This window comes from Paenibacillus taiwanensis DSM 18679, assembly GCF_000425125.1.
Taxonomy (GTDB): domain Bacteria; phylum Bacillota; class Bacilli; order Paenibacillales; family Paenibacillaceae; genus Paenibacillus_B; species Paenibacillus_B taiwanensis.
This window is the reverse complement of record NZ_KE384309.1, coordinates 337,688-360,970: the sequence shown is the minus strand read 5'-3', so window position 1 is coordinate 360,970 and position 23,283 is coordinate 337,688. Positions and strand designations below refer to the sequence as shown.

General features: G+C 46.0%; 16 protein-coding genes. 4 read left to right on the top strand and 12 right to left on the bottom strand.

Annotated features, from left to right (window positions below; genetic code table 11):
* The 6 genes from H509_RS0122570 to H509_RS0122545 form a co-directional block, all read right to left on the bottom strand.
* Positions 1-2,300 (bottom strand): hypothetical protein (locus tag H509_RS0122570; protein WP_028547065.1); only part of this gene is annotated, 2,300 nt, incomplete at its 3' end.
* 33 nt (positions 2,301-2,333) lie between these two features.
* The gene (locus H509_RS0122565) at positions 2,334-2,693 is read right to left on the bottom strand and encodes a hypothetical protein (protein WP_028547064.1); all 360 of its coding nucleotides are present in this window, start codon (positions 2,691-2,693) and stop codon (positions 2,334-2,336) included.
* Positions 2,694-3,019: 326 nt separating this feature from the next.
* The gene (locus H509_RS26385) at positions 3,020-8,896 is read right to left on the bottom strand and encodes an S-layer homology domain-containing protein (protein WP_051287528.1); all 5,877 of its coding nucleotides are present in this window, start codon (positions 8,894-8,896) and stop codon (positions 3,020-3,022) included.
* A 256-nt stretch (positions 8,897-9,152) separates the two neighbouring features.
* A complete protein-coding gene (locus H509_RS28665; protein WP_281169764.1) occupies positions 9,153-9,281 on the bottom strand; it encodes a hypothetical protein in 129 nt (42 codons plus the stop codon).
* Between the two features lie 140 nt (positions 9,282-9,421).
* Complete coding sequence (locus tag H509_RS0122550) at positions 9,422-9,772, bottom strand: hypothetical protein (protein WP_028547063.1); 351 nt, start codon at positions 9,770-9,772, stop codon at positions 9,422-9,424.
* 53 nt (positions 9,773-9,825) lie between these two features.
* A complete protein-coding gene (locus H509_RS0122545; protein WP_028547062.1) occupies positions 9,826-10,125 on the bottom strand; it encodes a hypothetical protein in 300 nt (99 codons plus the stop codon).
* A 144-nt stretch (positions 10,126-10,269) separates the two neighbouring features.
* On the opposite strand from H509_RS0122545, the gene asnB reads away from it, so the two are divergent.
* On the top strand, positions 10,270-12,117 hold the full coding sequence (gene asnB, locus H509_RS0122540) for an asparagine synthase (glutamine-hydrolyzing) (protein WP_028547061.1): 1,848 nt from the start codon (positions 10,270-10,272) through the stop codon (positions 12,115-12,117).
* A 433-nt stretch (positions 12,118-12,550) separates the two neighbouring features.
* Here asnB and H509_RS0122530 read toward each other — a convergent pair whose 3' ends face one another.
* The 4 genes from H509_RS0122530 to H509_RS0122515 form a co-directional block, all read right to left on the bottom strand.
* Positions 12,551-13,849, bottom strand: coding sequence for a homocysteine synthase (locus H509_RS0122530; RefSeq protein ID WP_028547059.1), 1,299 nt, complete (start codon positions 13,847-13,849; stop codon positions 12,551-12,553).
* Positions 13,850-14,007: 158 nt separating this feature from the next.
* Positions 14,008-14,658, bottom strand: a complete 651-nt coding sequence (locus tag H509_RS0122525) for an XTP/dITP diphosphatase (RefSeq protein ID WP_028547058.1) — start codon at positions 14,656-14,658, stop codon at positions 14,008-14,010.
* Between the two features lie 8 nt (positions 14,659-14,666).
* Complete coding sequence (gene rph / locus H509_RS0122520; protein WP_028547057.1) at positions 14,667-15,428, bottom strand: ribonuclease PH; 762 nt, start codon at positions 15,426-15,428, stop codon at positions 14,667-14,669.
* Between the two features lie 118 nt (positions 15,429-15,546).
* Positions 15,547-16,644, bottom strand: coding sequence for a GerMN domain-containing protein (locus tag H509_RS0122515; RefSeq protein ID WP_084159348.1), 1,098 nt, complete (start codon positions 16,642-16,644; stop codon positions 15,547-15,549).
* A gap of 138 nt (positions 16,645-16,782) precedes the next feature.
* On the opposite strand from H509_RS0122515, the gene H509_RS0122505 reads away from it, so the two are divergent.
* Both H509_RS0122505 and H509_RS0122500 read left to right on the top strand, forming a co-directional pair.
* Positions 16,783-17,481, top strand: a complete 699-nt coding sequence (locus tag H509_RS0122505) for a phosphatidylglycerophosphatase A family protein (RefSeq protein ID WP_425414254.1) — start codon at positions 16,783-16,785, stop codon at positions 17,479-17,481.
* Between the two features lie 243 nt (positions 17,482-17,724).
* On the top strand, positions 17,725-19,752 hold the full coding sequence (locus H509_RS0122500) for a methyl-accepting chemotaxis protein (protein ID WP_051287527.1): 2,028 nt from the start codon (positions 17,725-17,727) through the stop codon (positions 19,750-19,752).
* A 58-nt stretch (positions 19,753-19,810) separates the two neighbouring features.
* Here H509_RS0122500 and H509_RS0122495 read toward each other — a convergent pair whose 3' ends face one another.
* Positions 19,811-20,899: an MBL fold metallo-hydrolase gene (locus tag H509_RS0122495; protein WP_084159347.1), complete on the bottom strand. Its 1,089-nt coding sequence runs from the start codon at positions 20,897-20,899 to the stop codon at positions 19,811-19,813.
* A 94-nt stretch (positions 20,900-20,993) separates the two neighbouring features.
* Complete coding sequence (locus H509_RS0122490; RefSeq protein WP_028547052.1) at positions 20,994-21,749, bottom strand: class I SAM-dependent methyltransferase; 756 nt, start codon at positions 21,747-21,749, stop codon at positions 20,994-20,996.
* Between the two features lie 209 nt (positions 21,750-21,958).
* On the opposite strand from H509_RS0122490, the gene H509_RS0122485 reads away from it, so the two are divergent.
* Positions 21,959-23,275, top strand: coding sequence for a CNNM domain-containing protein (locus H509_RS0122485; protein ID WP_028547051.1), 1,317 nt, complete (start codon positions 21,959-21,961; stop codon positions 23,273-23,275).
* Positions 23,276-23,283 lie beyond the last annotated feature (8 nt).

Here is a 23,283-nt window from a genome sequence, read left to right as displayed (position 1 = left end):
GCAATCACCTTCGTCACATTACCAAAGCCGTCATACTCAAAGTTCGTGTGCCGCAGCAGCGGTCCGCCTTCGGCATTCGCATACGTCTTGGACTCAGTCACTGAACCTTGCCCGTTCCGTACATAACGGGTTACGGACTGCTGGCTCGCATCGACCTTGGTCGTTACCGTTTGCGGCAAAGCGAAGATCGGATCGTAAGTCGTGACGGTACTGGCCCCCATGCTGTTGGTTTCACTTGTAATGTTGCCGTTGAGATCATATTGACGATTGACCGTCAGAGCTGGACTTTCAACACCACCGCTCCGTTTGTTGGTGACGATCTGGATCGGATAAGGATTACGATTAGACGCATACGCCATCGTGGTAAGTTGTTGCACTTGACCGGAGTCTTGTCTAATTTCTTTATTCAAGAAGAGCGGATCACTAGCGTACACCTTGTCGTACGTATAAGCAGTTGTTAGATCCCCATTATTGAGTATCGTCTTATGCTGCGTCCCCGTCTCCGTATAAGGATCTGAAATGTATTGAATGGTTACTTTGTTGCTTTCTATTTCGGGAGTACCTACGTATTGGTACACCTCTTTCCGTTCGGTAACTCGGAATTGCTGCTGCTTGGAATAATTACCTAGATGTCTTAGCACTTGTTCATATTGATATCGTGTCCGTGCACCCGTCGGATGGTGGATTTCCTTTAACAAGATATAATCGTTGCGTTGATTCGCTTGAGTTGAAGTAATGGAGAACTTGGACTTTGCGGGCTCGTACACATAGCTAGTTTTTCTTCCCTGTGAATCCGTTACCGATTCAAGGTATGGAACCTTTGATTCATTCGGATATACACCAGGATAACTGTTAAATTGATAGGCTACCGTATCGATACCATTTGTAGCTACAAGTTTGTCCTCGTTGTAGGAGTAGCTAAGATCAATCGAGTTCCCTAAGGGATCCGTTACCTTGGACAAGCTTCCGTAGCGACCATAGTTCTCAAAATCAATAAAATTGCCGTACAAGTCTTCGATTCGGATTAATCTCCCGCCACTATCGAAATAGTATGACTTTCCTTGCTGTAGTTTGAGCACATAGGCAGACTTGCTGTACTTCACGGTCTTTGTGTCGTCTTTGCCAAACGTCGCATCTTTCCAAGGGTAATTCATCAATTGGTTCTGCTTGTCTACTTGATATACACCACCGCTTGGCATCCTGATAAACATGTCCTTTGTTTTGTCATCGCTTTCCACGATGTTGACATAAGGTAAATCCCAGGACCAGCCTCTACCTACACCAATTTGACCATCCATCGGATCATCTTTAACCGCACTATCAGGGACCAGCCATGTAATATCACTGCCAGACCCCACAGCCATATGGTTATTTTCTTGGGCTGTTAGTGGGTAAATATAAATTTGATATTTTTCTCCCACCCAATAAAATTCCTTATAGTGGAATTCTCCAGGGCGATACATCCCCCTCATGATCATATCTACGTCTTCCGTTCGTTGTCCCAAAACGGTTATGGTTACCGGAAGGAAATCATAGCGAAATGGTCCGTATACAACAACGCCTCTATCATGGTTCCGTTCATCCACCTGGATCGTTTGACCATTCCCCAGTACTTTATAGACAATTGCCTTAACCCTGGGCACATAATAATAAGGAATATAAGCACTGGTGACAATCGATTTTGCATAGAATTCAGCATCGTTGCTGTTGTACGTCCTCCCTAATGTAAAGGAAAGTCCATTTCTTCCTGGCAAAGATAGATCCGCCACAGCGTGTGTTAGCGAACCATCTACACTGGAAATAGACTCGCTGCCTGTAGATAACGAATACGGTGCTTGATCTAATTTGATATGCTGTTTGACCAAACTCAGTTTGTCATAATACACTTGCGGCCGATCAGAACTCGATCTCAAACTAAGCGCATATACATCTTGGGTTACACTCGGTCTATGTACATCACCCGTTACGGAATAAACATTCTCTGTAACGGTTGGCGGTTCATACTTTTTCCGTTTTCCAGGGAACAATTGCTCCAATGTTGCCTCTATCTTTTCCACATTTGCATCCTTCTTTAATGCGTTGTACACATCTTCAAGAGCATAACCTTCATTTAATAGTTTCAGAACAGTAGATGTAGAAATATTGTACTGCTTAGTTAAATAATCAACCGTTAAGAGTATTTGCTTCTGCTGTTTACTCTCCGACGAAACAAGAGCGCTTACGGCAGAAGTACTTATCCCCGCTGAAGCAATTGTCTCTATGAGTAGAACAAAGACAAGTAAATACGCTAGTTTCTTCATATTTTCATATTCTCCTTTTGTGGAAGTACAAATCTATTTGTCTTTTGACATAACAACATCATCCACTATAAAATCAGCACTAGACTTCCCTTCTTTTGTATGTCTTTGGGTGTGCAAATGAATTCTAGCAATAGCTGCATGATCAGGAACAACAAAACTTCCGGATACTTTTTTCCAATTGGATATCGTGTTTATATGTAAGTTCGCATCCTTCACCACTTTCTGAAGTCCTCCTTGGTAGTTATAAACATACTTGAAGGAGTGACCGTATTCATTCACCTGTATGAGTCTTTTGTTTGCATCGTAATAATAGCTGTTAGCATCTGCTAGTACAGGTAGAGAACAGAGGATGAAGCCAAATAAAAATAAAGACAGAACACGTTGTTTCAACATTTTTCCGCTCCTTTACCGCACCCCTTTGGGAATTAAAGGGATGTAATCTCTTCATCCTTATAGATTACTTGTTTTTGGAAATATAGTCCTTGAATTTTTTGTAAAATAGCGTTTTCATAAATATACAATGTTAAAAAATGTGATCAAAAAGTGTGATATGTGCGTGAGCACGATATACACGCACGCTGTAAATAGCTACGTCCTAGGTCATCTGGACGCAGCTTGGGACAAATATCAGACAATTAATAACAAAAAACGAGCGTGGAGAAGCAGCCTCTACGACAAAATGCCGCTGCCTCTTCCACGCTCGTTTACTTACATTTCTGCTATAAATTCAACCACTGTATCAGAAGCTTCGTCACTTCCGCTCTGGTCATTGCCCCCTGCGGCATAAAGCGATTGCCTTCACGCCCTTGTACAAGCTTTAGGGAATACGCGCCCTGTAAAGCTGGCTGCGCCCAAGTGGCGACTGTATCCTTATCTGCAAAGGTAAGTGCAGAAGTTCCTGCCTCATGACCCGCAAGCTTGATCGCACGCATCAGCATGACGATGGCTTCTTCACGTGTAACACGGTCGTTCGGACGGAACTGCTTGCCGTCCCCTTGCACAAGGTTCATGCGGGCTGCTGCGGACACAGCTTCCGCATACCAAGCACCAACAGCAACGTATTGGAAGCTTGCTGTAGTATGGCTTCCAGCGTTCACCAAGCTAGCTGTACCATATACACGCTCCAGCATTCTCACGATCATTGATGTGAGCTCAGCACGTGTTACCGCTGCATTTGGCTTAAATTCCGTCTCGGTCTGGCCGTTTACCAGACCAAGTGCCGACGAAGCCTCAATAAAGGCTTGTCCCCAATGCCCGCTTGCATCTGCAAAAGCAGGCTTTGGCAGCAAGGCAGCCAACATTACATTACCTTCAGTCAACGTCACTTGAACCCCAGCGTCTGTTAGCTCAGCCTTGACTGCCTTAGCATTCGCTAGCGCAGACTGAATATGCCACGATCCCTTTTGCGGTTTGGCAGCTAAGCTCATCGTAATGCCTTGAGCAGTTGCAGGCATCGGTTCCGTCTTGCCTTTCACATCCACGGCAAGACCAATACGCAGCGCTTGCCCTGTCCAAGTCAAGCCAGACGCTGCCCATGATTTCGCATAAGCCGCCAACTGCTGGCGTGTAAAGGCTGCCTGCCCCGTAATAACCAGCTTATCTGCACCTTCAGGCAGGTTACGTACTGCTGCAAGTGGCAGCGTTACTGTGTATGCGCCAAGCTTCAGGCGCAAGTTAGATTGCTGCTGCACAGCCTCCCGCACAATGTCCCCATTCAAAGCGGCTTTCCAGGTTGCAGCTAATGCTTGGTTAGGCTTCATTTCAATCGTCACCGTTTGCTTAGGATGTGATTTCAATCCATCCCGTACAGTTGTCGTCGTGTCAGGGCTTAGTCCCCACACCCCATTCACATCCAACACAGCAGGAACTGATATGACAAAATCGCTGTCAGGGTTAGACGGCTTCTCCTTGCCGCCACCACCATTACCGCTTCCACTGCCACCATTACCGTTGCTGCCGCCGCTTCCATTGTCCTCCGTTTGACCTAACAACCATACCGGAGATCGTGCTGCACCGCCAAATGCATCTGCGGCAACAGCATACCACGCGTATTTTCCGTTACCCGATAAACCTTCCCATGTAACGGAAGCCTTGCTACCGCTAGCGACATGATCCACAGTCCCAATCAGATGATTCGAATAAATATCGGCACGGATCATATCTGTCTCCACCCGCTTCAGCTTCGGCTCGATGTTCCAATCGATTGCAAATTCATCTTTTCCCGGATGCTCCTTAGGATCATAATAATTAAATTTGTCCTTGTAAGGCGAATAGGTTTTCATGTCAATTCGCTCGATCCGCTTGCCGTCAGGCGAAGCTTTAAATTCGAGCAACCGCATGTAACCTTCGCCACCCTCAGGTCCGCCTTGATAATCGGCGAGCATTTGGTATACTTTACGATCCGGTTTACCGTCTCCATTATCATCAATGGCATCGATTTTAGTTTCTGCATCATGATAATGACCGCTTAGCACCCCAATAACGTTGGCGTTTTTCTTGACAACCTGATCATAAATCTTATTGGCAATAGGTCCACGCTCACCAGAGACGAGCAAATATTCATGGAAATTAAGAATAGCCTGTCGATCTGGATATTGAGCAAGCACCTCATTCATCCATTTGATCTCCTCTTCATATATGCCCCAGCCCATGTACACCATGATGAAGTCAATGCCGTCCACCGAGATTAAATCGTAGTGACCACGATTATCCTTATAGGACTCCCCGTAGAAAGGCTTGTCTTTAAATCGTTTTTCGCCAAAATATTTACTAAAATCCGTATAGTTCTCGTCCTTATGATTCACATCATGGTTGCCTGCAAGCACGCCGTATGGCACTTGTGCCTGCTCCAACACTTTCATATACGTATCTGCACGTTCCCATTGCTCCACTTTGTCCATCTCATCGACTACGTCACCAGTATGGAACACATACCGTATGTTTTTCTTGTCTTTGTTCGCCGCGATCCAGTCCACTTCAGACTTGTAAATGTGCGGATAAGACTCCGCATAATATTGAGTATCGGACATCCATACCAACGTAAAGTCTTTCACCTTAGCTGCATCCGCAGCAGGTGCCACTTCATCCTGAACGATAACGGATACTTTACGCTCCTGATTGATATAGGCATCCACAACCGCTTGCCCTGTAAGGGAAAACAAATCGTTTCCTGCAACCGCCGTCGTTAACGCATCCCATTTGCTCGTATGGACATTCCATGCATACATCGTTACTTTTCGGCCTGGCAGAGACTTACCTTTCCACTCCACACGAAGTTCATCTGTCGCTTTTACTCGCGGGTCCACACTAAGCTCATAACGTTGATACGGGAATTGATTCCAGGAATCGTGTCGTACCGACTGATCATCCAGCTTAGCCAACGCCTGAAGCTGCTGTGCTGTAAGCTCCTGCTCATGTGGCAGCTTCGCAAGCAGTGGCGGCTCTACATCACTTGCCGCTTGATACACCTTCATCGTGGAAGTATCCGTTGGCGTGAAAGTAAACCCTTCGTAGAACTTCACGTTTAACGGATCATTTGTAGGGTCCTTGACTTCAACCGTTAACGTACCATTCGCGCGTAAAGAATGAATAAAACTCGATACAAGCTTCGGAATATCCGGCAGCTCAGCCTGCACACTAAGCTCGGAAGCTCGCTCCGTTATGTTACCTGCTCGATCAACAGCTTTAACGATAAGCTGATGCTTGCCTGGCAACAGCAATACGGAGCTAAGCGCGAGTGGAAGCTGTACAGGCTTGCCATCCAACGCAGCCGTGACGGATTCAATACCTGATAAGGCGTCAGCAGCTTCTGCATGAACAGTCAGCTTTCCTTTTACCACCTGTTGCGGTGTAACATTCAGCTTCAGTTCAGGTGCCGTATTGTCCACAACGACGTTAATTACCCGACTGTCGCCATTGGACTCGGCTGCTTTTAGCGTGTGCTTGCCATCGGCAATTGCCGTCGTGTTCCACGTGTAGCCAAAACCGTTATATTTGTTGTCAGGGATGGAAAATTGGAAATCGTGCTGCTTCTTCATTCCGGTACTATCACCGATATCCCATTCCTTCGTCGAATCCTTATAATTCGCATCGCGAATAATCGTTCCGTCTGCGAGTACAAGACGAATGTTACGTATATTAAAGTCGTCCAGATTGTCAGATTCGTCAAAGGTGCCTGCTTTAGAGCCGGCACGGATCGTAATCGGCACCGGACTGCCATATGACAGCTTGTCCGCATCAATCGGCACCGTCAACGTCGTCCAGCCGTTAATCGAATCATCAAATACATGGATAATCTCATTATTAAACACAACGCCATTTTGGAAGAAAATATTTGTTTTGTTTACATCAAAGGAAAACAGCACCTTCTGCTCCATAGCAGGCTGCAAAGCATGTGCAGCAATAGGTTTGCCGTCAATTGACACTTGCAAAGTATTGGTGCGCTCATTGCCTGATGCTGCCTTAATCCATTTGTCGCCTTTAATGAATTGACCTTCCTTCACGTTAAAGCGCAATCCCTGCTGCTGAGATGATTGAATCGGAATGCGAATATCCATCATACGAGTCGTATGCGTCCCGTCCGAAGCTTCCGCATACAGTTCTAATGCTGGATGGCCGATCAATTCTGAAGCTGCTAACGTATAGGACAGTTCCTTAGCGGCATTAACCAAATGAATATTACGCTCTTCAAATGGCTGCGACGCATCCGTGCGGTAGTACAGCTTTAACGTTTTCACGTCCGTGTTGTCCACAGCGTCAAATACAAGCTTCAAATCTTTCGTATCTTCCGCTACAGCAGGTATGTCACGCACCTTCACTTGAGGTGGAACGGTATCAACTGGCACATGAAACAGCTGCGGCAGCTTCTGATAAGGCAGAAGGGTACCTGGTGTGCCTTTCTCGATTGCTGCGCTTATCTTTTTCATATTTGGAAAAGTTAACTCATTGTACTGATAAATAACAGCCCCATTTTCCAGCGTGCCATCTACGGCAGGCGTCGTATCGTTATAAGTAGCAACGGATCTGTCCATTCCTGTGTTGGTCGAGATGGATACCGCTCGATAGCTGCCATTTGCCATGCCGTTGTTATATAAGCGGAACAAATTTACGCCTTCGGTCAAATTTGTTCCGTAGTTCGCATTAAAATCTGCTGCTGTTTTACTTTTGTTTTCAGCATTAATTATCCAAAACACGGCTGTCTCTCCAGCTGGAATCGTCACCGGAACGGTATGCCGCCACCACAAGTCAGCCTCTGCACCTTCGTCAGGATAGCGATAACGGATTGTATAATCCTTCATATCAACTGGCTTGTCCGTCGGGTTATACAACTCAATAAACTCGTAGCCGTCCGCGCCGCCTACATTGGCCGAATTAGGAACCAACTCCGTGACTAATAGCTCTGGCACGTAAGCTGGCATACCTACGGCAGTATCCATTACCGGAACTATAAACGACTGCGATTTGGCTTGCTGGCTGCCGTCTGTTGCTTCGAATGTATATTGTAGTAAGGCAGCATCCTTCAAGTCACTTGCAGAAATTTCAGCGCCATACACCACATCCGTTACACTAGTCATCACCAGTTTGAGTGGATTGGTCATTTTATCCGTCTTATATTCTAGGAACTGCATACGGCCAGCTTGGCCACCTTTAACGATTGCCGTAATTGGAACATTCGAACCTTTAGTTACTTGTGCTGGAGGTGCATGCATAATCTGAATCGGTTCGATCACCGCCAATTGGTCTGGCCGCACCGTTAATGGCGAAGCACTGGACAAGCCTTGTTTAATCATCGTGTTGCCTGTGCTTGGCGCAACATAATGGATGCCTTGATCCGCCTTTACGTCAGACGCAGCATAAGCAGCAGTAACAATCGGTCGGACTGCGTTCGTGTCTTGACTATCCGTTAATAGCAAAGCACGAGGCTTGCTGTTGGCCATACCGCCCCATTTTAATTCTATAATAAGACGATCATCTGCTTGAAGCTTATAAAATTGTTTAAACCGATCTACTGGCTCATTTAGATTATCTGCATTTTTAGACCAAATAACAAAAGACTCTCCAGGTTGAATCACTCTATCTGGCAGTGCATATTTAAGGTCTGCATCTCCCGAATCGAGATACCGATAAACTAACTTGTAATCTTTTGTGTTTATGACATGGCCTGAATTGTTATACACCTCTATAAACTCATAACCATCTGAACTTCCGATATTAGTCGTATCTGGAATCATTTCAGTAATCAATAAGGATGGTCCGACTCCTGCTAAGGCCATGTTCGGTAAAAATGCGGGCTGCTGCTGGCCTCCTTGCTGTTGTGCGTTTTTATCATTTGCTTGTGGACCATTCGTTTTTGGGTCATTGGTTAGTGGAATGTGCCCCGTTAATAACCCCCCCGCATCCAAAGATGTATTTGTCACATCGTTCCCTTGTACCCGACCGTGATCTGCCTGCAGGATCACCTGCTGATCCGCTGCTGCCGGATCTGTTGCACCAGCCGCCATGACGGGTAACGACACCGCCTGCCATAATAGCGCAGTTAAGGATGACCATAAAATCAATCTGTGACGCAGTGTTCGTTGCTGTTTGCTTCGTAACATCGCTTCGCTCTCTCCTGTTCTTTATCATTCGTATTGTAAAACTAAATACAATCGACTAATGAACAGCGTAAAGAGGAATCATTCTGGTAATGTTAACCTCATATGTAACTATTGTAAAAGGTTGAATCTTGTCCATGAAGGGTGGACAAAATGTGTTATTTGTCTATTAATTTGACAATTGTACCTTCAAATTGTTCGTCAAGGTAAAAAACGCAATAAAAAAAGCACGGCCACAGGCCGCGCTCGTCATCCTTATTTATTTGTTTCGAGTCGCCCACGGGTTTTTGCCTGCGGAATGTTTTGCATTTTTAGAAACAACTTCATTAGCATGCTTAGCTTGGTGGCTGTACTTGTTACCTTTGTTGTCTTTAAATTGTTCCGTCATGGTGCTTCCTCCTTTAGTTAGATGTAAACGTATCGTGCTGCTTATAGGTTGCATGTGTGTCGGCTGGTATCACCTAGCAGTTTGATTCCAGTCCCAATTACATTCCGAATTACATTGGTCTGCGGCTTCATTTAAGATGTTTAAGTTCCTAGATGCTTCTCCAGATCACACCGGACTTCATCACACGACAACAAATGGTCAAGAAAATGAGATTTGGCATTCCAATCCAGACCAAATTCTTGACTCAAAAACATACTATTGTCTGCAACTGACATCGATTGTGTCAAGCCAGCGTCTGCCTCGTAAGAAGTTACCGTGTTTGCTTGACTCGGTAAAGCCTGCACGATCTCAAAGCCGCCATTTGGAATTGCAGCTACGTATACGGTAACATTACCGATATTTTGCTCATAGGGGACGACTTCCACTTCTGCTAACATTCTGCCGTTATGATCAACCGTTCGAAGAAATGACGCTTGCTGGATATCCATCATGCATTAACTACCTCCTGACCTGTCATTTGATCCCATACCGTTCAATCAACAAATTATTTCCACATCCGTTTAATTTCTGCCTTAGTATGTTCAGTGCCCAACCTATATATTTCCGAATATACCGCATTCAGATTAACCTGGTACCTTGCATTAAGCGCCTCGTTGGTTTGCGGTGTAAACATCATAAACCCCTCACGTAATACATCTGTCTCCGCATCACCGATTTCTCCCAATAAATACGACATATGTTCTACTTCTTCTTTAGTCGCCAATATTTCCCAATGTGATGTTTCAACTGGCTCTGCTTGAATAGTTCTGTGCTGAATCGAAACATAATACGATTGTTTAACCATGACACCCCCTCCTTTTTTATTAGCTTCTCCTGATGGACATACATCTTATGCCGTTTCCTGCATACCCATGTTATTATCTCGATCTACCGGCATCCCGGTTCATCGGTCTTCTGGAAGTAACGGATCGGAGAGGATGGACAATACATGTGTGGAATAACAGGTTGGATTGATTGGAAGCGGGAACTGACGGAACATACCGCTGTCATAGAGCAAATGACCGCAACGTTGGACGCTCGTGGTCCAGATGCCAAAGGAACATGGGTCACGGAATCATGCGCGCTTGGTCATCGACGTCTATCTGTCATTGACCCCGTAAATGGCGCACAGCCGATGATTCGCCATCATGAAAGTGGAACGTACGCTGTCGCGTACAACGGCGAACTATACAATGCTTTGGAGCTGCGGCGGGCCTTAGAAAGCTGCGGTTATTCGTTTCAAACAAATTGTGATACGGAAGTGCTGCTCGTCTCCTATATCGAATGGAGAGAGCAATGCGTAGACAAATTTAACGGTATTTTTGCATTTGCGATCTGGCACGAACAGGAACAGAAGCTGTTTGTCGCCCGCGATCGGCTAGGCGTTAAGCCGCTATTCTACAGCCGTGGAGAGGGCTGGTTTGCTTTTGGCTCCGAGCCGAAGGCGTTGCTTCAGCACCCTTCGATTGAACCGGCCATTGGCGCTGAAGGCATCGCCGAAATTTTCCTCGTAGGCCCTGCACGTACACCAGGGCATGGTGTATACAGCACGATGTCGGAGCTCCGTCCAGGCCATACCTTAACCTATGATCGGAATGGCTTGCGCACGACGGCTTACTGGAAATTACAAAGCGCACCGCATGAGTTAGATGCCGAAGCTACCGCTGCGCAAGTGCGGGAGCTGCTGATCGATACCGTTGAAAGACAGCTCGTCTCTGACGTCCCTGTTGGCACCTTGCTCTCCGGCGGACTGGATTCCAGCGCATTGACGGCACTTACTGTCCAATATTATAACCGGCTGGGCCTCGGCCAAGTCGATACGTATTCGGTCGATTATGTCGACAATGACAAACATTTCAAGGCACACAGCTTCCAGCCCAATGCAGATGCACCTTGGATACAGCGCATGGTGGAACAACTGGGCACTAATCATCATTACATCCAATTTGATACACCTGAGCTTGTTAACTCGCTGGAGCAAGCTGTCCTCGTACGTGATCTTCCAGGTATGACTGACATTGACGGATCACTTTATTTATTTTGCCGAGAAATCAAAAAAGGTGCTACAGTGGCACTCTCTGGCGAAGCTGCTGATGAAGTATTTGGCGGCTATCCTTGGTTTCATCGTGCAGAAGCTCTAAATGCCAATACGTTCCCGTGGGCACTCGCTGCTCCGCTGCGTAAAAGCTTGCTGAAGCCTGAAATAGCTGAACTGATTAAAGCCGATCAATATGTCGCTGATCGTTATACGGATGCGATACATGAGGTACCCCTGCTGTCTGGCGAAGACGAAACAGCCCGAAAAATGCGACGGATGTCTTATTTAAACATTACGCGATTTATGCCGACTTTACTCGATCGCAAAGATCGTATGAGCATGGGTGTTGGATTAGAGGTTCGGGTTCCGTATACGGATCATCGACTTGTGCAGTATGTTTTTAATATTCCTTGGGAGATTAAAACTTACGGTAATCGGGAAAAAGGTCTGCTGCGTAAAGCGTTGGAAGGTATTTTACCTGATGATGTGCTGTATCGCAAAAAGAGTCCGTATCCAAAAACACATAATCCGAGTTATTTGAATACGGTACGCAAACTAGCGCTAGAACGGCTTGACGACGCCACTTCTCCTCTTCATCAGTTTATCAATGAATCACGAATACGCGAGATTGCCGCATCTGATGAAGCAAGCTCGAACTTACCTTGGTTCGGGCAGTTAATGTCGGGGCCGCAATTGTTTGCCTATTTGCTCCAAGTGGATTATTGGCTTCGTCATTATAAGGTGAAGGTTACTTTATAGATAGGCAATAGATAGGCGTACGTACTTCATTTTACAGAAATCAATCCTGTGCATGCCTGTGAACCTAAGACAAGATAAGATACAACTTGCTGTAAGCTTTTTAACAAATAGAAATTCTCCCCTTATGTCCAACTTGTGTCCACCTTGTGTGGACATTTTTGATTTCATCTCCATTTTCCTCTCCTCTCATGCAAAAAGGATACGCAGCAGCTTGAACCGCCCGCGTATCCTTATTTAAACTAGGTATAACGTTATCATTAATCCGTTATAAATCACCTTCACCTGCAATGAACAGTCCATTCGTTCCGTTCGTCACACGATCCCGATTATAAGAACGCTCAAACGCTTACACCTGAACCAGCCTGATGCAGTCGGCTATAGCAGAAGGTGATATACAATTGCACAGACACGAAGTTAACTCCTCTGTAATCCATTACGCTTGGCTAGCACGAATAGCTTGATCCAAGTCGTGTAATATGTCTTGAATCGATTCTGTTCCGATAGACAATCGAATCAACCCAGGTAATACTCCTGCGGACACTTGCTCTAGCTCATCCAGCTGTTGATGTGTCGTACTTGCCGGATGAATAATGAGTGACTTCGAGTCCCCGACATTTGCCAGGTGAGAGAACAGCTTGACGTGCTCGATAACTTTACGCCCCGCTTCCACGCCGCCCTTAATCTCGAAGGACAAAATGGCCCCTTGACCTTTAGGCAAATATTTCTGTGCCAGCTCATAGGAGCTATGGCTTGGAAGACCGGAGTAGCTGACCGAAGCAACCGCATCATGCTGCTCCAAAAACTCGGCTACTCGCAAAGCATTTTGGCTGTGACGCTCCATCCGTAAATGCAGCGTCTCTAACCCTTGAAGAAGCATAAAAGCATTAAATGGCGACAATGTCGCTCCCATATCACGAAGCAATTGTACACGTGCCTTAATAATGTAAGCAATCGGACCTACAGCTTCTGTATAGACAACACCATGATAGCTAGGATCCGGTTCCGTCAAGCCAGGAAACTTGTCGCTCGCGCTCCAATCAAACTTACCGCCATCAACGATAATACCGCCGATGGACGTACCATGACCGCCAATAAATTTAGTTGCCGAATGAACAACAATATCAGCACCATGCTCAAGCGGACGAAGCAGGAATGGAGATGGGAACGTATTGTCCACAATCAACGGCAGTCCATTCTCATGCGCAATGTTGGCAACGGCCTCAATATCGAGTACATCACCTTTTGGATTTCCTACTGTCTCAGCATACAACGCTTTTGTCTGTGGTGTAATAGCTTTGCGGAAGTTCTCTGGATCGGAAGGGTCCACAAAGTGAACCTTAATGCCGAGCTTCGCAAGCGTAGTCGAGAACAAGTTATAGGTGCCGCCGTACAAGGTGGAGGCGGAAACGATCTCATCACCTGCGCCAGCGATGTTCAAAATCGCGTATGTGATCGCAGCTTGACCAGATGCTGTAGCCAGGCCGGCCGCACCACCTTCAAGTGCTGCTACCCGCTTCTCAAACACATCTGTCGTTGGGTTCATCAGACGTGTATAAATGTTGCCGAATTCCTTGAGCGCAAACAAATTCGCTGCGTGGTCCGCATCGCGGAACGTATACGAGGTGGTCTGGTACAAAGGAACCGCTCGCGAAAGCGTTGTTGGATCCACTTCTTGGCCTGCATGAACGGCCAATGTCTCAATGCCATACTGCTGATTCTGACTCTCACTCATCGTTCTAAGCCTCCAATCCTTATTTAGCCGATCTGGTTACTGTAGGATACATATGAGAAAAGGCACCTTCACATACAATTGCAAAGGTGCCTACTTTCTTCTACGATAACTGAACCCTGTTCGATTGTCCAGCACTATTTTGGAATATATTATGAAGCTTAAATGATCGACAGCCGTTGTCTAAGAAGCCTCAAGGCTTCACCACGATGACTGATACGCTGCTTCTCTTCTGTCGTTAATTCTGCCATCGTCCGATCATACGATGGAATATAAAACAGCGGATCATAACCAAAGCCGTTCGTTCCACGCGGGTGGTCCGTAATATAGCCATCTGACGTACCAACTGCTTCATATGCTTGTTTCTTCGCGGGATCATAGAGCACAAGCGCGCAAACAAATTGCGCGGGGCTAAGCCACTTTTCATGCACACGTTCCGATGAACTAATTGTCGTCGTCTCACAGTCTGGCAAAGCTTGCAGAGCAGCCAGCAGCTTGGCATTGTTAGCGTCATCGTTCCCGTGTTCTCCCGCATAACGAGCGGAAAAAACACCCGGTTCTCCATTTAAGCGGCCAACACAAAGCCCAGAGTCATCCGCCAGTACAGGAATGTTCAGCTTCTCAGCAACCGTTTTGGCTTTTTTGAGCGCATTTTCCAAGAACGTTTCCCCGTCTTCTTCTACATCCGGAATGTTCGGATAGTCAGACAAGCTCCTGACGGTTAGCCCTAGTGAGGAAAAAGCGTGTGTAAATTCACGGACTTTACCTGCATTGCGTGTTGCCACAATAATCGTATCTCCCACGATAGGCATCTCTGATGTTAAGCCTCCTTGCTTGCGTTAGCCTGGGCATCAATCTTAACCGCGATATCACCAAGTGCTTCACGCTGCAATTCAATCAGCTTCATGATGCCTTGTTCCGCAAGCTCCAGCAATTGATTAAGCTCTTGGCGGGAGAATGGACTCTCTTCTCCTGTACCTTGCACTTCAACAAATTTCCCGTTTCCGGTCATGACCACATTCATATCTACTTTAGCGGACGAATCCTCTTCGTAGTTCAAATCACATTTAGGCTCTCCCTGAACAACGCCTACGCTGACCGAAGCCAGAAAGTCGTTAATCGGGAATTTAGACAACGAATGCTGTTGGCTAATCTTATGTATCGCCAAGGCCATCGCGATAAACGCTCCCGTAATAGAGGTTGTGCGCGTGCCTCCATCTGCTTGCAGTACGTCACAATCCAGCGTGATTGTGCGCTCCCCAAGTGCATGTAAATCCACAACCGAACGTAATGCACGACCGATTAGTCGTTGAATTTCCATCGTGCGTCCAGTCAACTTGCCCCGTGCTGCCTCACGCTGATTACGTGTCTGTGTGGCGCGCGGCAGCATGGAGTACTCCGCTGTAATCCAGCCTTTGCCTTGGCCTTTCATAAATGGAGGAACTCTCTCCTCCACACTAGCGGTACACAACACTTTAGTGTCGCCCACTTCAATTAATACGGAGCCTTCCGCATACTTGTTCGTATTCGTCTGAATTGTAATAGGACGGAGATCTTCCGCCTTGCGTCCGTTGCTTCTCATGTATGTGCCTCCTAGAAATGCTCCCTGAATCCGTTTAAAAAGTAACATCCCCTATTCTACCAAAGTCCTACGCGAAAATCATCTTTGAACGTATAGAGGTTATGTGAACAGTACCAATTTAGCCTTTCCACATCGGGTTAACGATTGGCCTCGTAACTGGCTTAGAATAGTCTTTGTTGTCCGTTCCTTGAATATCCGCTACACCGTTCATACGAATTTGAACTTTCCCTACATTAGGCAGCTCTGTTAATGACAAAACAACTGATTTCAGCAGATCGGCAGGCACTTTATCACCCTTCTCAAACATGGAATCGACCAGATCAACCGTCACAGTATCTTTGGAGTGTTCGATATTTTTGATTTTTGTCGCCTCGGTAGCGACCATAGACATCGCCTTTTTATCTTGTGGTCCTTGAATAATTTGCTGGAGCGCAGCTTCTACAGCGTTGTCTGACGGTTCAATCAGACGTGTCACGGGAATGTAGTATGATTTTCCATCCTCTGTGAGCGAAGTGAAATATAACATTACAGGCATCGATTGTAAGTAGTTAACACTTTCACCCTTTTCCAGATTAATGCCCAAGCTGCGCGTAACAGGTGTATCTACTGGCGTACGATCAACAGGCATCTCGGTCAGCTTCTTGGAATTCATCCACAACTGCACTTCCTTAACATTAGGCAAAGACGTTAGTGTCCACGTAATAGACTCCAATATAGAGCGCTCCTGAGCGGCCTCATAATTTTTGAACTCATCCGAGAACTCCACGACTGCCAGCTTCTGCTCTGGTTTAAGCGCCACATTTGTAATCCGTGTACCTTTTGGAAGTGTCGTCTTAAAACCTGCTGGCAGTTTGTTGGCGTATACCCCACCTTCTATCAGCATTTCTAGCGCAGTCTTAGCCAGTGCAGTCTCATCCTTAGCTTCCCAGTGATACGCAATTGGCGCCAAATAGTCATGATGATCCTTTAAATATACGAACATATTTGCCTGAGCAGCTGCATCGTCTGTCAGTTGGCCCGTGCTGTTCACATCTGTGACAGCCTGTCCTTCCGCCTGACGCAGCATCTGAGCTTCTACATCAGGTGGCGGGGCGTCAATAGCCCCTTCTCCTCCACAGGCGGCTAAACCTGTGGATAATATAAGCGTGCACGCAAGCACTCCTAAGCGGCGGCGGAACGTGTTCGTGTGTGGCGTAAGCAGTTTCGAATTGTTCATCTGTTGTTAATGCCTCCTTGACCTGTAGTGATGCGTGTTCGCAAGCGAACCAAGCTTGTCTTCGCACCCATTTGTCCTATGTATACGAGCGGATAAGCTGATTCATGACGAGATTTGCAATTTTTGTAGCGCTCGTGCATGCTAAAGAAGTACACCAATCAGCGCGAAGATGTAGATGCTAATAATGAGGTGAAATGTATGAGTGAGCAAATGAAGCTAGACAAGCACAACTTGTCCAACGATTTGTTAAACAAAGACAAAGCAGCGATTAAGAAGAAGCCTTACACCCTGAACAGCGACAAAGTTGAAGCCGAAACACGTGCATGGTTAAAAAAACGCGGGGTCACAACGGATCAAATTGCCGAATTGGTTCTGTTCTTACAGCACAAATATTTCCCTGAGCTGACACTCGATTATTGCAAATATAGCGTGGAGCAAGTGTTGTTGAAACGCGAAGTGCAAAATGCCATTTTGACAGGCATTCAATTGGATGTACTGGCTGAGGAAGGCAAACTAATTCCAACCTTGCAGGAAATGGTTGAAAACGATGAAGGCTTATATGGCGTCGATGAAATCGTTGCCTTGTCAATCGTTAACGTATACGGAAGTATTGGTTTTACTAATTTCGGCTACGTAGACAAGATGAAGCCCGGCATACTTGAGCGTCTAAACGATAAGAATAGCGGTGAAATACATACTTTCTTAGATGATATTGTTGGTGCCATCGCAGCTGCTGCCAGCAGTCGAATTGCACACCGCAAGCAAGCCGAACGAGAAGAGGATATGGTGAAGATGCGTGCACTTCAACAAGCCGAAACAGATGAAGTGATCAATTAGCGTCTAAAGTACATGTAACACTTATACAGCCTTCAAATAACGAATCTGTGTAATGCTCAGTAAGCATTATCAGGTTCGTTATTTATTTTTGTGTATGTATGAACATATTTATAAATGAAAATACAACCAATTATGTCATAAATATATCATTCATAATTAGCAGCATTATTACGATATGAATACGACGGGGCTGTAGGCAAACAGTCAACACTAGCAACATCATTTTCGGAAGGAGTTTACAGATTGGATAAGTTAAGTAAGTGGTTTAAATTAAATTCTTTGAAAAAGCAACTTATATTTACGTTTGGAGGGCTGCTGATCGTATTATGTATCGGTTTGACAGCCACCTCTTACCTTGAAGCGAAGAAAGAACTGGAGTTGTCAGCAGAAGCGATGCTTCCCCAACTCGCCAAACAATCGGCTATGCGTTATAACGATGCATTAAACAACAAGCTGAGCTTTCTCATTACGATGAGTGGCATGAACGGGGTAAGCGAGTTTAAGCAAGGAGTGTCCAAACCACTTTTAAAGCAATTGGAGCACCATTTCCACTTGGAAGAGGCTAATGGCTGGGGGATCGCTGACCAAAGCGGTCTTAATCTGTTTGGAACAGAGGTTGGCTCAAGCATCGCACAGCGAAATTATTTTATGACCGCCAAAACCGGAAGCCCGGCAACTTCGGACGTGTTAATCTCACAGGTAGACAACAAAACCCTTATTATTGTGTTTGCGGTACCGCTGTATCACGATGGGGCTGTTAACGGCGTCATTTGGATGGAGCATAAGGCTGATCGATTAAGCCGAATCGCCAATGATATGAAAGTTGGCGAAACTGGCCGTGTGTTCATAGTGGATAAAGAAGCTACTATTGTCGCGCATGAACAGATTGATATGGTTTATGACCGTGTAAATCTGATTGAAGCCGGTGCTCAGGATGCTAAACAGGCAGGACTAGCAGAGATTAGTAAGCGGATGATTGCAGGTGAGACGGGTAATGGCAAGTATTCTTATGAAGGAGAGACCAAACTTGTCGGATTCTCGCCAATTCCGCTGACCGGTGGTGCAGCCGGCATCTATATGAAAGAAGAAGAACTTCTAAGCGGCGTAACGAAGATGCAGCGGGATTTGGTTATAGGCTCCTTTATTTTTATCGCGTTTGGCATTACATTAGTTCTGTTATTCTCGAATCGACTAACTGGCGCTTTCCGTATGATAAGCAGTAATTTTAATGCAATTTCCAAAGGACGCCTGAATACACAAGTTAATGAAGCCATCTTAAAACGTAACGATGAACTGGGTGCTCTTGGCGGCATGCTCGTAAATATGCAGCAGTCTTTAAGACAGCTGATCGGGACGGTGCAGCAGCAATCCCGTGAGATCGATGATGCTTCTATTCAGCTAAGCCAAGCGGCCCAAGAAATGTGTGTCGCATGTGATACGGTTTCTACTTCTATTCAAGATGTAGCAGGCGGTGTAGGCTCACAGACTGAAGATCTGGTCAGCATTAGTGATACACTATCCAGTTATGGTCATCGACTGGATCAAATGTCACAATCGGTCTCTGTTATTGATGAGAGCGGCAAACAGATTCACCAGCTTGCCGACGGCAGCCGTTCCAATATGAATAAACTCGAAACTTCTGTGCACGATATGCAGCAAGCATTCGAAGCGTTTATTCAAAATATCGTGACGTCAAACGAAAACTTTAAGCAAATTCATCGCATTACCGATACGATGAATGAGATAGCAGAGCAGACTAATTTGCTTGCCCTTAATGCGGCTATCGAATCCGCACGTGCAGGGGAAGCAGGCAAAGGCTTTGCCGTAGTTGCGGATGAAGTGCGCAAGCTGTCGGAGCAATCTCGTGAATCGGCACGTGCTATCGCAATGCTCATTCACGGGGTATCCCATGACGCCGCCGAGATGCTGAATACGGCTCAAGTGATGCAAAGTGCAGTAACAGAGCAACGTCAGGATGTAGACACAGCAATCGGATCGTTCCAGCATATTATTGAAGCGCTGGAGTACATCACACCGCAGCTTGATGCCGTAAATCAGGCGGCCATCATCATTAATCAAGAGAAAGACGAAATTTTGAGCCGTGTGGAGGCAAGCTCTGCCATTGCGGAAGAAATATCCGCATCTTCTGAAGAAATTGCAGCAACGTCCGAGGAAACAGCGGCCGCGTCTGAGGAAGTGCTTGGCACAGCCGAAGGACTTACTTTGATGACACGTCATATGATGGACGAAATTAACAAGTTTAAATTGTAACAGACCCTTTATATTTCATTTTGAAATGGTCAGCACATAAACAAACAGCCCCTGCATCCTAATCGGATTCGGGGGCTGTTGCTTTCCACACTATAACTTTGTCCACTTGACGAGTAGTCACTTGTTTGCGTCGTCGCAATTCCATTAAGTGAGCTAACGTCTCACCCATCGCAAAACGAAACTGGTGGATAGTAAGTCGATCCGTTGACCCGAATAGGTGAGCACAAAGTTCTTGGGCGGTCTGTTCGGTTACGAGCAGCGCTCGCAGCTCCATCAGGCGCTGCTCGTGATGCTCAAGAAGGTCCTCAATTCGGCTATGAAAGTAAACAAATGGATGTCTATGACCAGGTAGTACGAGTACAGCATCAAGCTGCGCCAATCGTTCTAACCCGAGCAAGAAATGATGCAGCGGCTCAGGATCACTTCCTGGCATGTAGCTGACGTTAGGAGAAATTTGAGGTAGAATATGATCTCCAGCAAGTAAAACCCGATACTGCTCATTGTAATAGCTCAAATGGCCCGGTGCATGCCCGTGTGTCTCGATCACTTGCCACTCCCGACCACCAAAACAAACCATTTCACCATCGCTCACCAAAGTGACCTGAGGAAGCGGGGAAACGAGCGGAATAAAGCTGTCCATATGTTTACCAACTAGATCGCTTACTTGTCTGGATACGCCGTGCTGCTGCAATATGTGCTGCATCTTTGCAGTCATCGTCTGCCCTGCCCCCCATAACATCTGGGCATGCTTCCAACCGATCTCCGACATCAATACCGGAACCTGAAACCGCTGCTGCAACCAACCTGCTAATCCGAGATGGTCCGGATGGTAGTGAGTAAGTACAATACTCGCCACTTTCCCTTGCGTCAAATTCATATGTTCAATAATCTGCACCCAAGCCAATTCAGCTGCGGCTGTACGCAAACCAGGGTCCACCAACGTCCATCCCTCTTTTTGATCATAGATCGCATAAGCGTTTACCCAGCGCAGCGAAAACGGCAGCGGTATACGAATTTGATATATAGCGCTGGCATCGTTTAATCCATCCTCGTTCCAGACCGTAATCGACCAAGTTTCGCCTTCTGCCCACGTTTGGCTTGTATAATCTTGCTTTGTGAGTTCCTCTACAAGCTTCGACTCCGACATTTCAGTGCCTCCATCTCATGTGAACGTTTATGGATCTCCAGTCTGAGCCAGATGCTAATGTGCTTAATAGCAAATACCAGATATAACGTGTGCCTTATAATTTACGTCCGACCAGAATAAGCCGGGTAGATCGCTCGGCATCATATTCTGAACCATCATAGTCACCGTACACATGGTCCAAAACCAGACCTGCATCGGCGATCATACGCCTGAATGCGGGCAATCCGTACAGCTTCACACGCTCTTCATAATGACGCGTGTTCTCCTCTAAGGACTGTTGGTTATGCTGCGTAATCGACGTTAATGTAATGTTCTTTTTGACATATCCATCTTCAATCTTGCGGGTCTCTTGAATAAGTGTGTTCGCGTCTATGCGCTCGGATTGGCGCACCAAATGTTGTTCCACGTAGGCTGCATTCAGAAAATCAATGATAAAAGGACACCCGGTTCGCAATACACGTGCAATTTCATGGATAACCTGTGCATTGTCTGCGTCCTCTTCAAAGTAACCAAACGACGTAAATAAGTTCACAACAGCGTCAAACGGGCCCTCTAAGGGCACTCGTCTCATATCTCCCCGTACAAACGTAACTGAGCCTGTCCCGTCATGAATCCGTGCCTCTCTTAGCAGCACTTCAGACAGATCCATTCCCGTCACTTGGTATCCGGCTTCCGCCAGAGCTACAGAATGTCTACCCATGCCGCAGCACAGATCAAAAATATGCGCCCCTTGTGGAAGTTGCAGCCAATTCACCATACGGTGCACCTCTTCTGCCGCCCCTTGCATGTCTCGATGCTTGTACACAAGCAAATAGTCTTCACCGAAACTTTGTTCATACCATGCCGGCATATTTGGCTCATCCTCCTATATGGTTTAGTCTCTATGTAGGTGTACGCCTTCTATTCTAACGGTTGCAATCGCATTTGTTAACCTTTGAGCCCATAATAACGAATAATGGCAGCCCGTGATGGAGCACTCTAAGAGAGCTGGAATAAGCAGATACGATAATTCGTCAGACTCTCCTTCTTCCTGCATCAATTTAAGGTAGGAGGTGAACATTGTTGCTTTGGAACATCTTGCTCGTATTTTTACTGATCGCACTTACTGCCTTCTTTGTGGCGACAGAATTTTCGATCGTCAAAATGCGTTCATCTCGCGTGGATCAGTTGGTGCTGGAAGGAGTGCCTCATGCGCTGGAAGTTCAGAAAATTGTGACTCAGATGAACAGTTATTTATCTGCCTGTCAACTTGGCATTACCATTGCTGCGCTAGGCTTAGGCTGGCTTGGAGAGCCCACTTTCGTACGATTGTTGCAGCCGTTGCTGGACTCCATTGGCATACCTGGCCCTGTATCCAGAGTTATTTCGTTTGCTGCTGGATTTACACTCGTTACCTACATATCGGTTGTATTAGGCGAGCTGGCGCCAAAAACGATTGCATTATATGAAGCGGAAATGCTTGTCCTGAAATTTGCTAAACCAATTATATGGTTTTATCGAGTAATGTATCCGTTTATTTGGGTGTTAAACAGTTCGGCTAACGTTATTGTACGCTTGGTCGGATACAAATCAACTACTGATCATGAGGCTGCCCATTCTGAGGAGGAAATTCGGATTATTCTGTCTCAAAGTCTGGAACGCGGAACGATTACCAAGACGGAGTTTGGATACGTCAATCGCATTTTTAATTTTGACGATCTGTCAGCAAAAGAAATTATGATTCCGCGTACAGATATGGTATGCCTTTATAAAAATAAATCGATGCAGGAAAATGTCCGTGTCATTAAACGCGAGCAATATACCCGTTTCCCTGTCGCAGATCGAAACAAGGACCATATTATAGGGCTCGTAAATACGAAGCAATTGTTTTTGGAAGCCGATCATGATCTGGATTACCCATTTCAGCGGTTAATACGACCGATTATTAGTTTACCGGAATCTATACCTATTAAATCTGTGCTAAGGCGAATGCAGCAGGAGCATATTCATATGGCAATTTTATTGGATGAATACGGTGGGACAGCAGGTTTAATCACCATCGAGGATATTTTGGAGGAAATTGTCGGAGAAATTCGAGACGAATTTGATGATGAAGAAGTGCGTGAGATTGCGACTCTGCACGAAGGTCATTACTTGATTGAAGGGCGAACACCACTATCTCATGTGAACCATATGGTGGGTTTGCATCTGGAGAGTGAGGATGCGGATACGATTGGCGGGTGGCTCTATAGCCGAAATCCGGAACTTCGGGTTGGTCAATCCTATACATATGAAGGCATGCAGTTTACTGTCAAACAAAAAGACCGTCATCGCATTAAAGTGATCGAACTGAAATTAACGGAGCTTGATGCTACAAGCTCTATGGATTCAAAATAAGAAAAGCC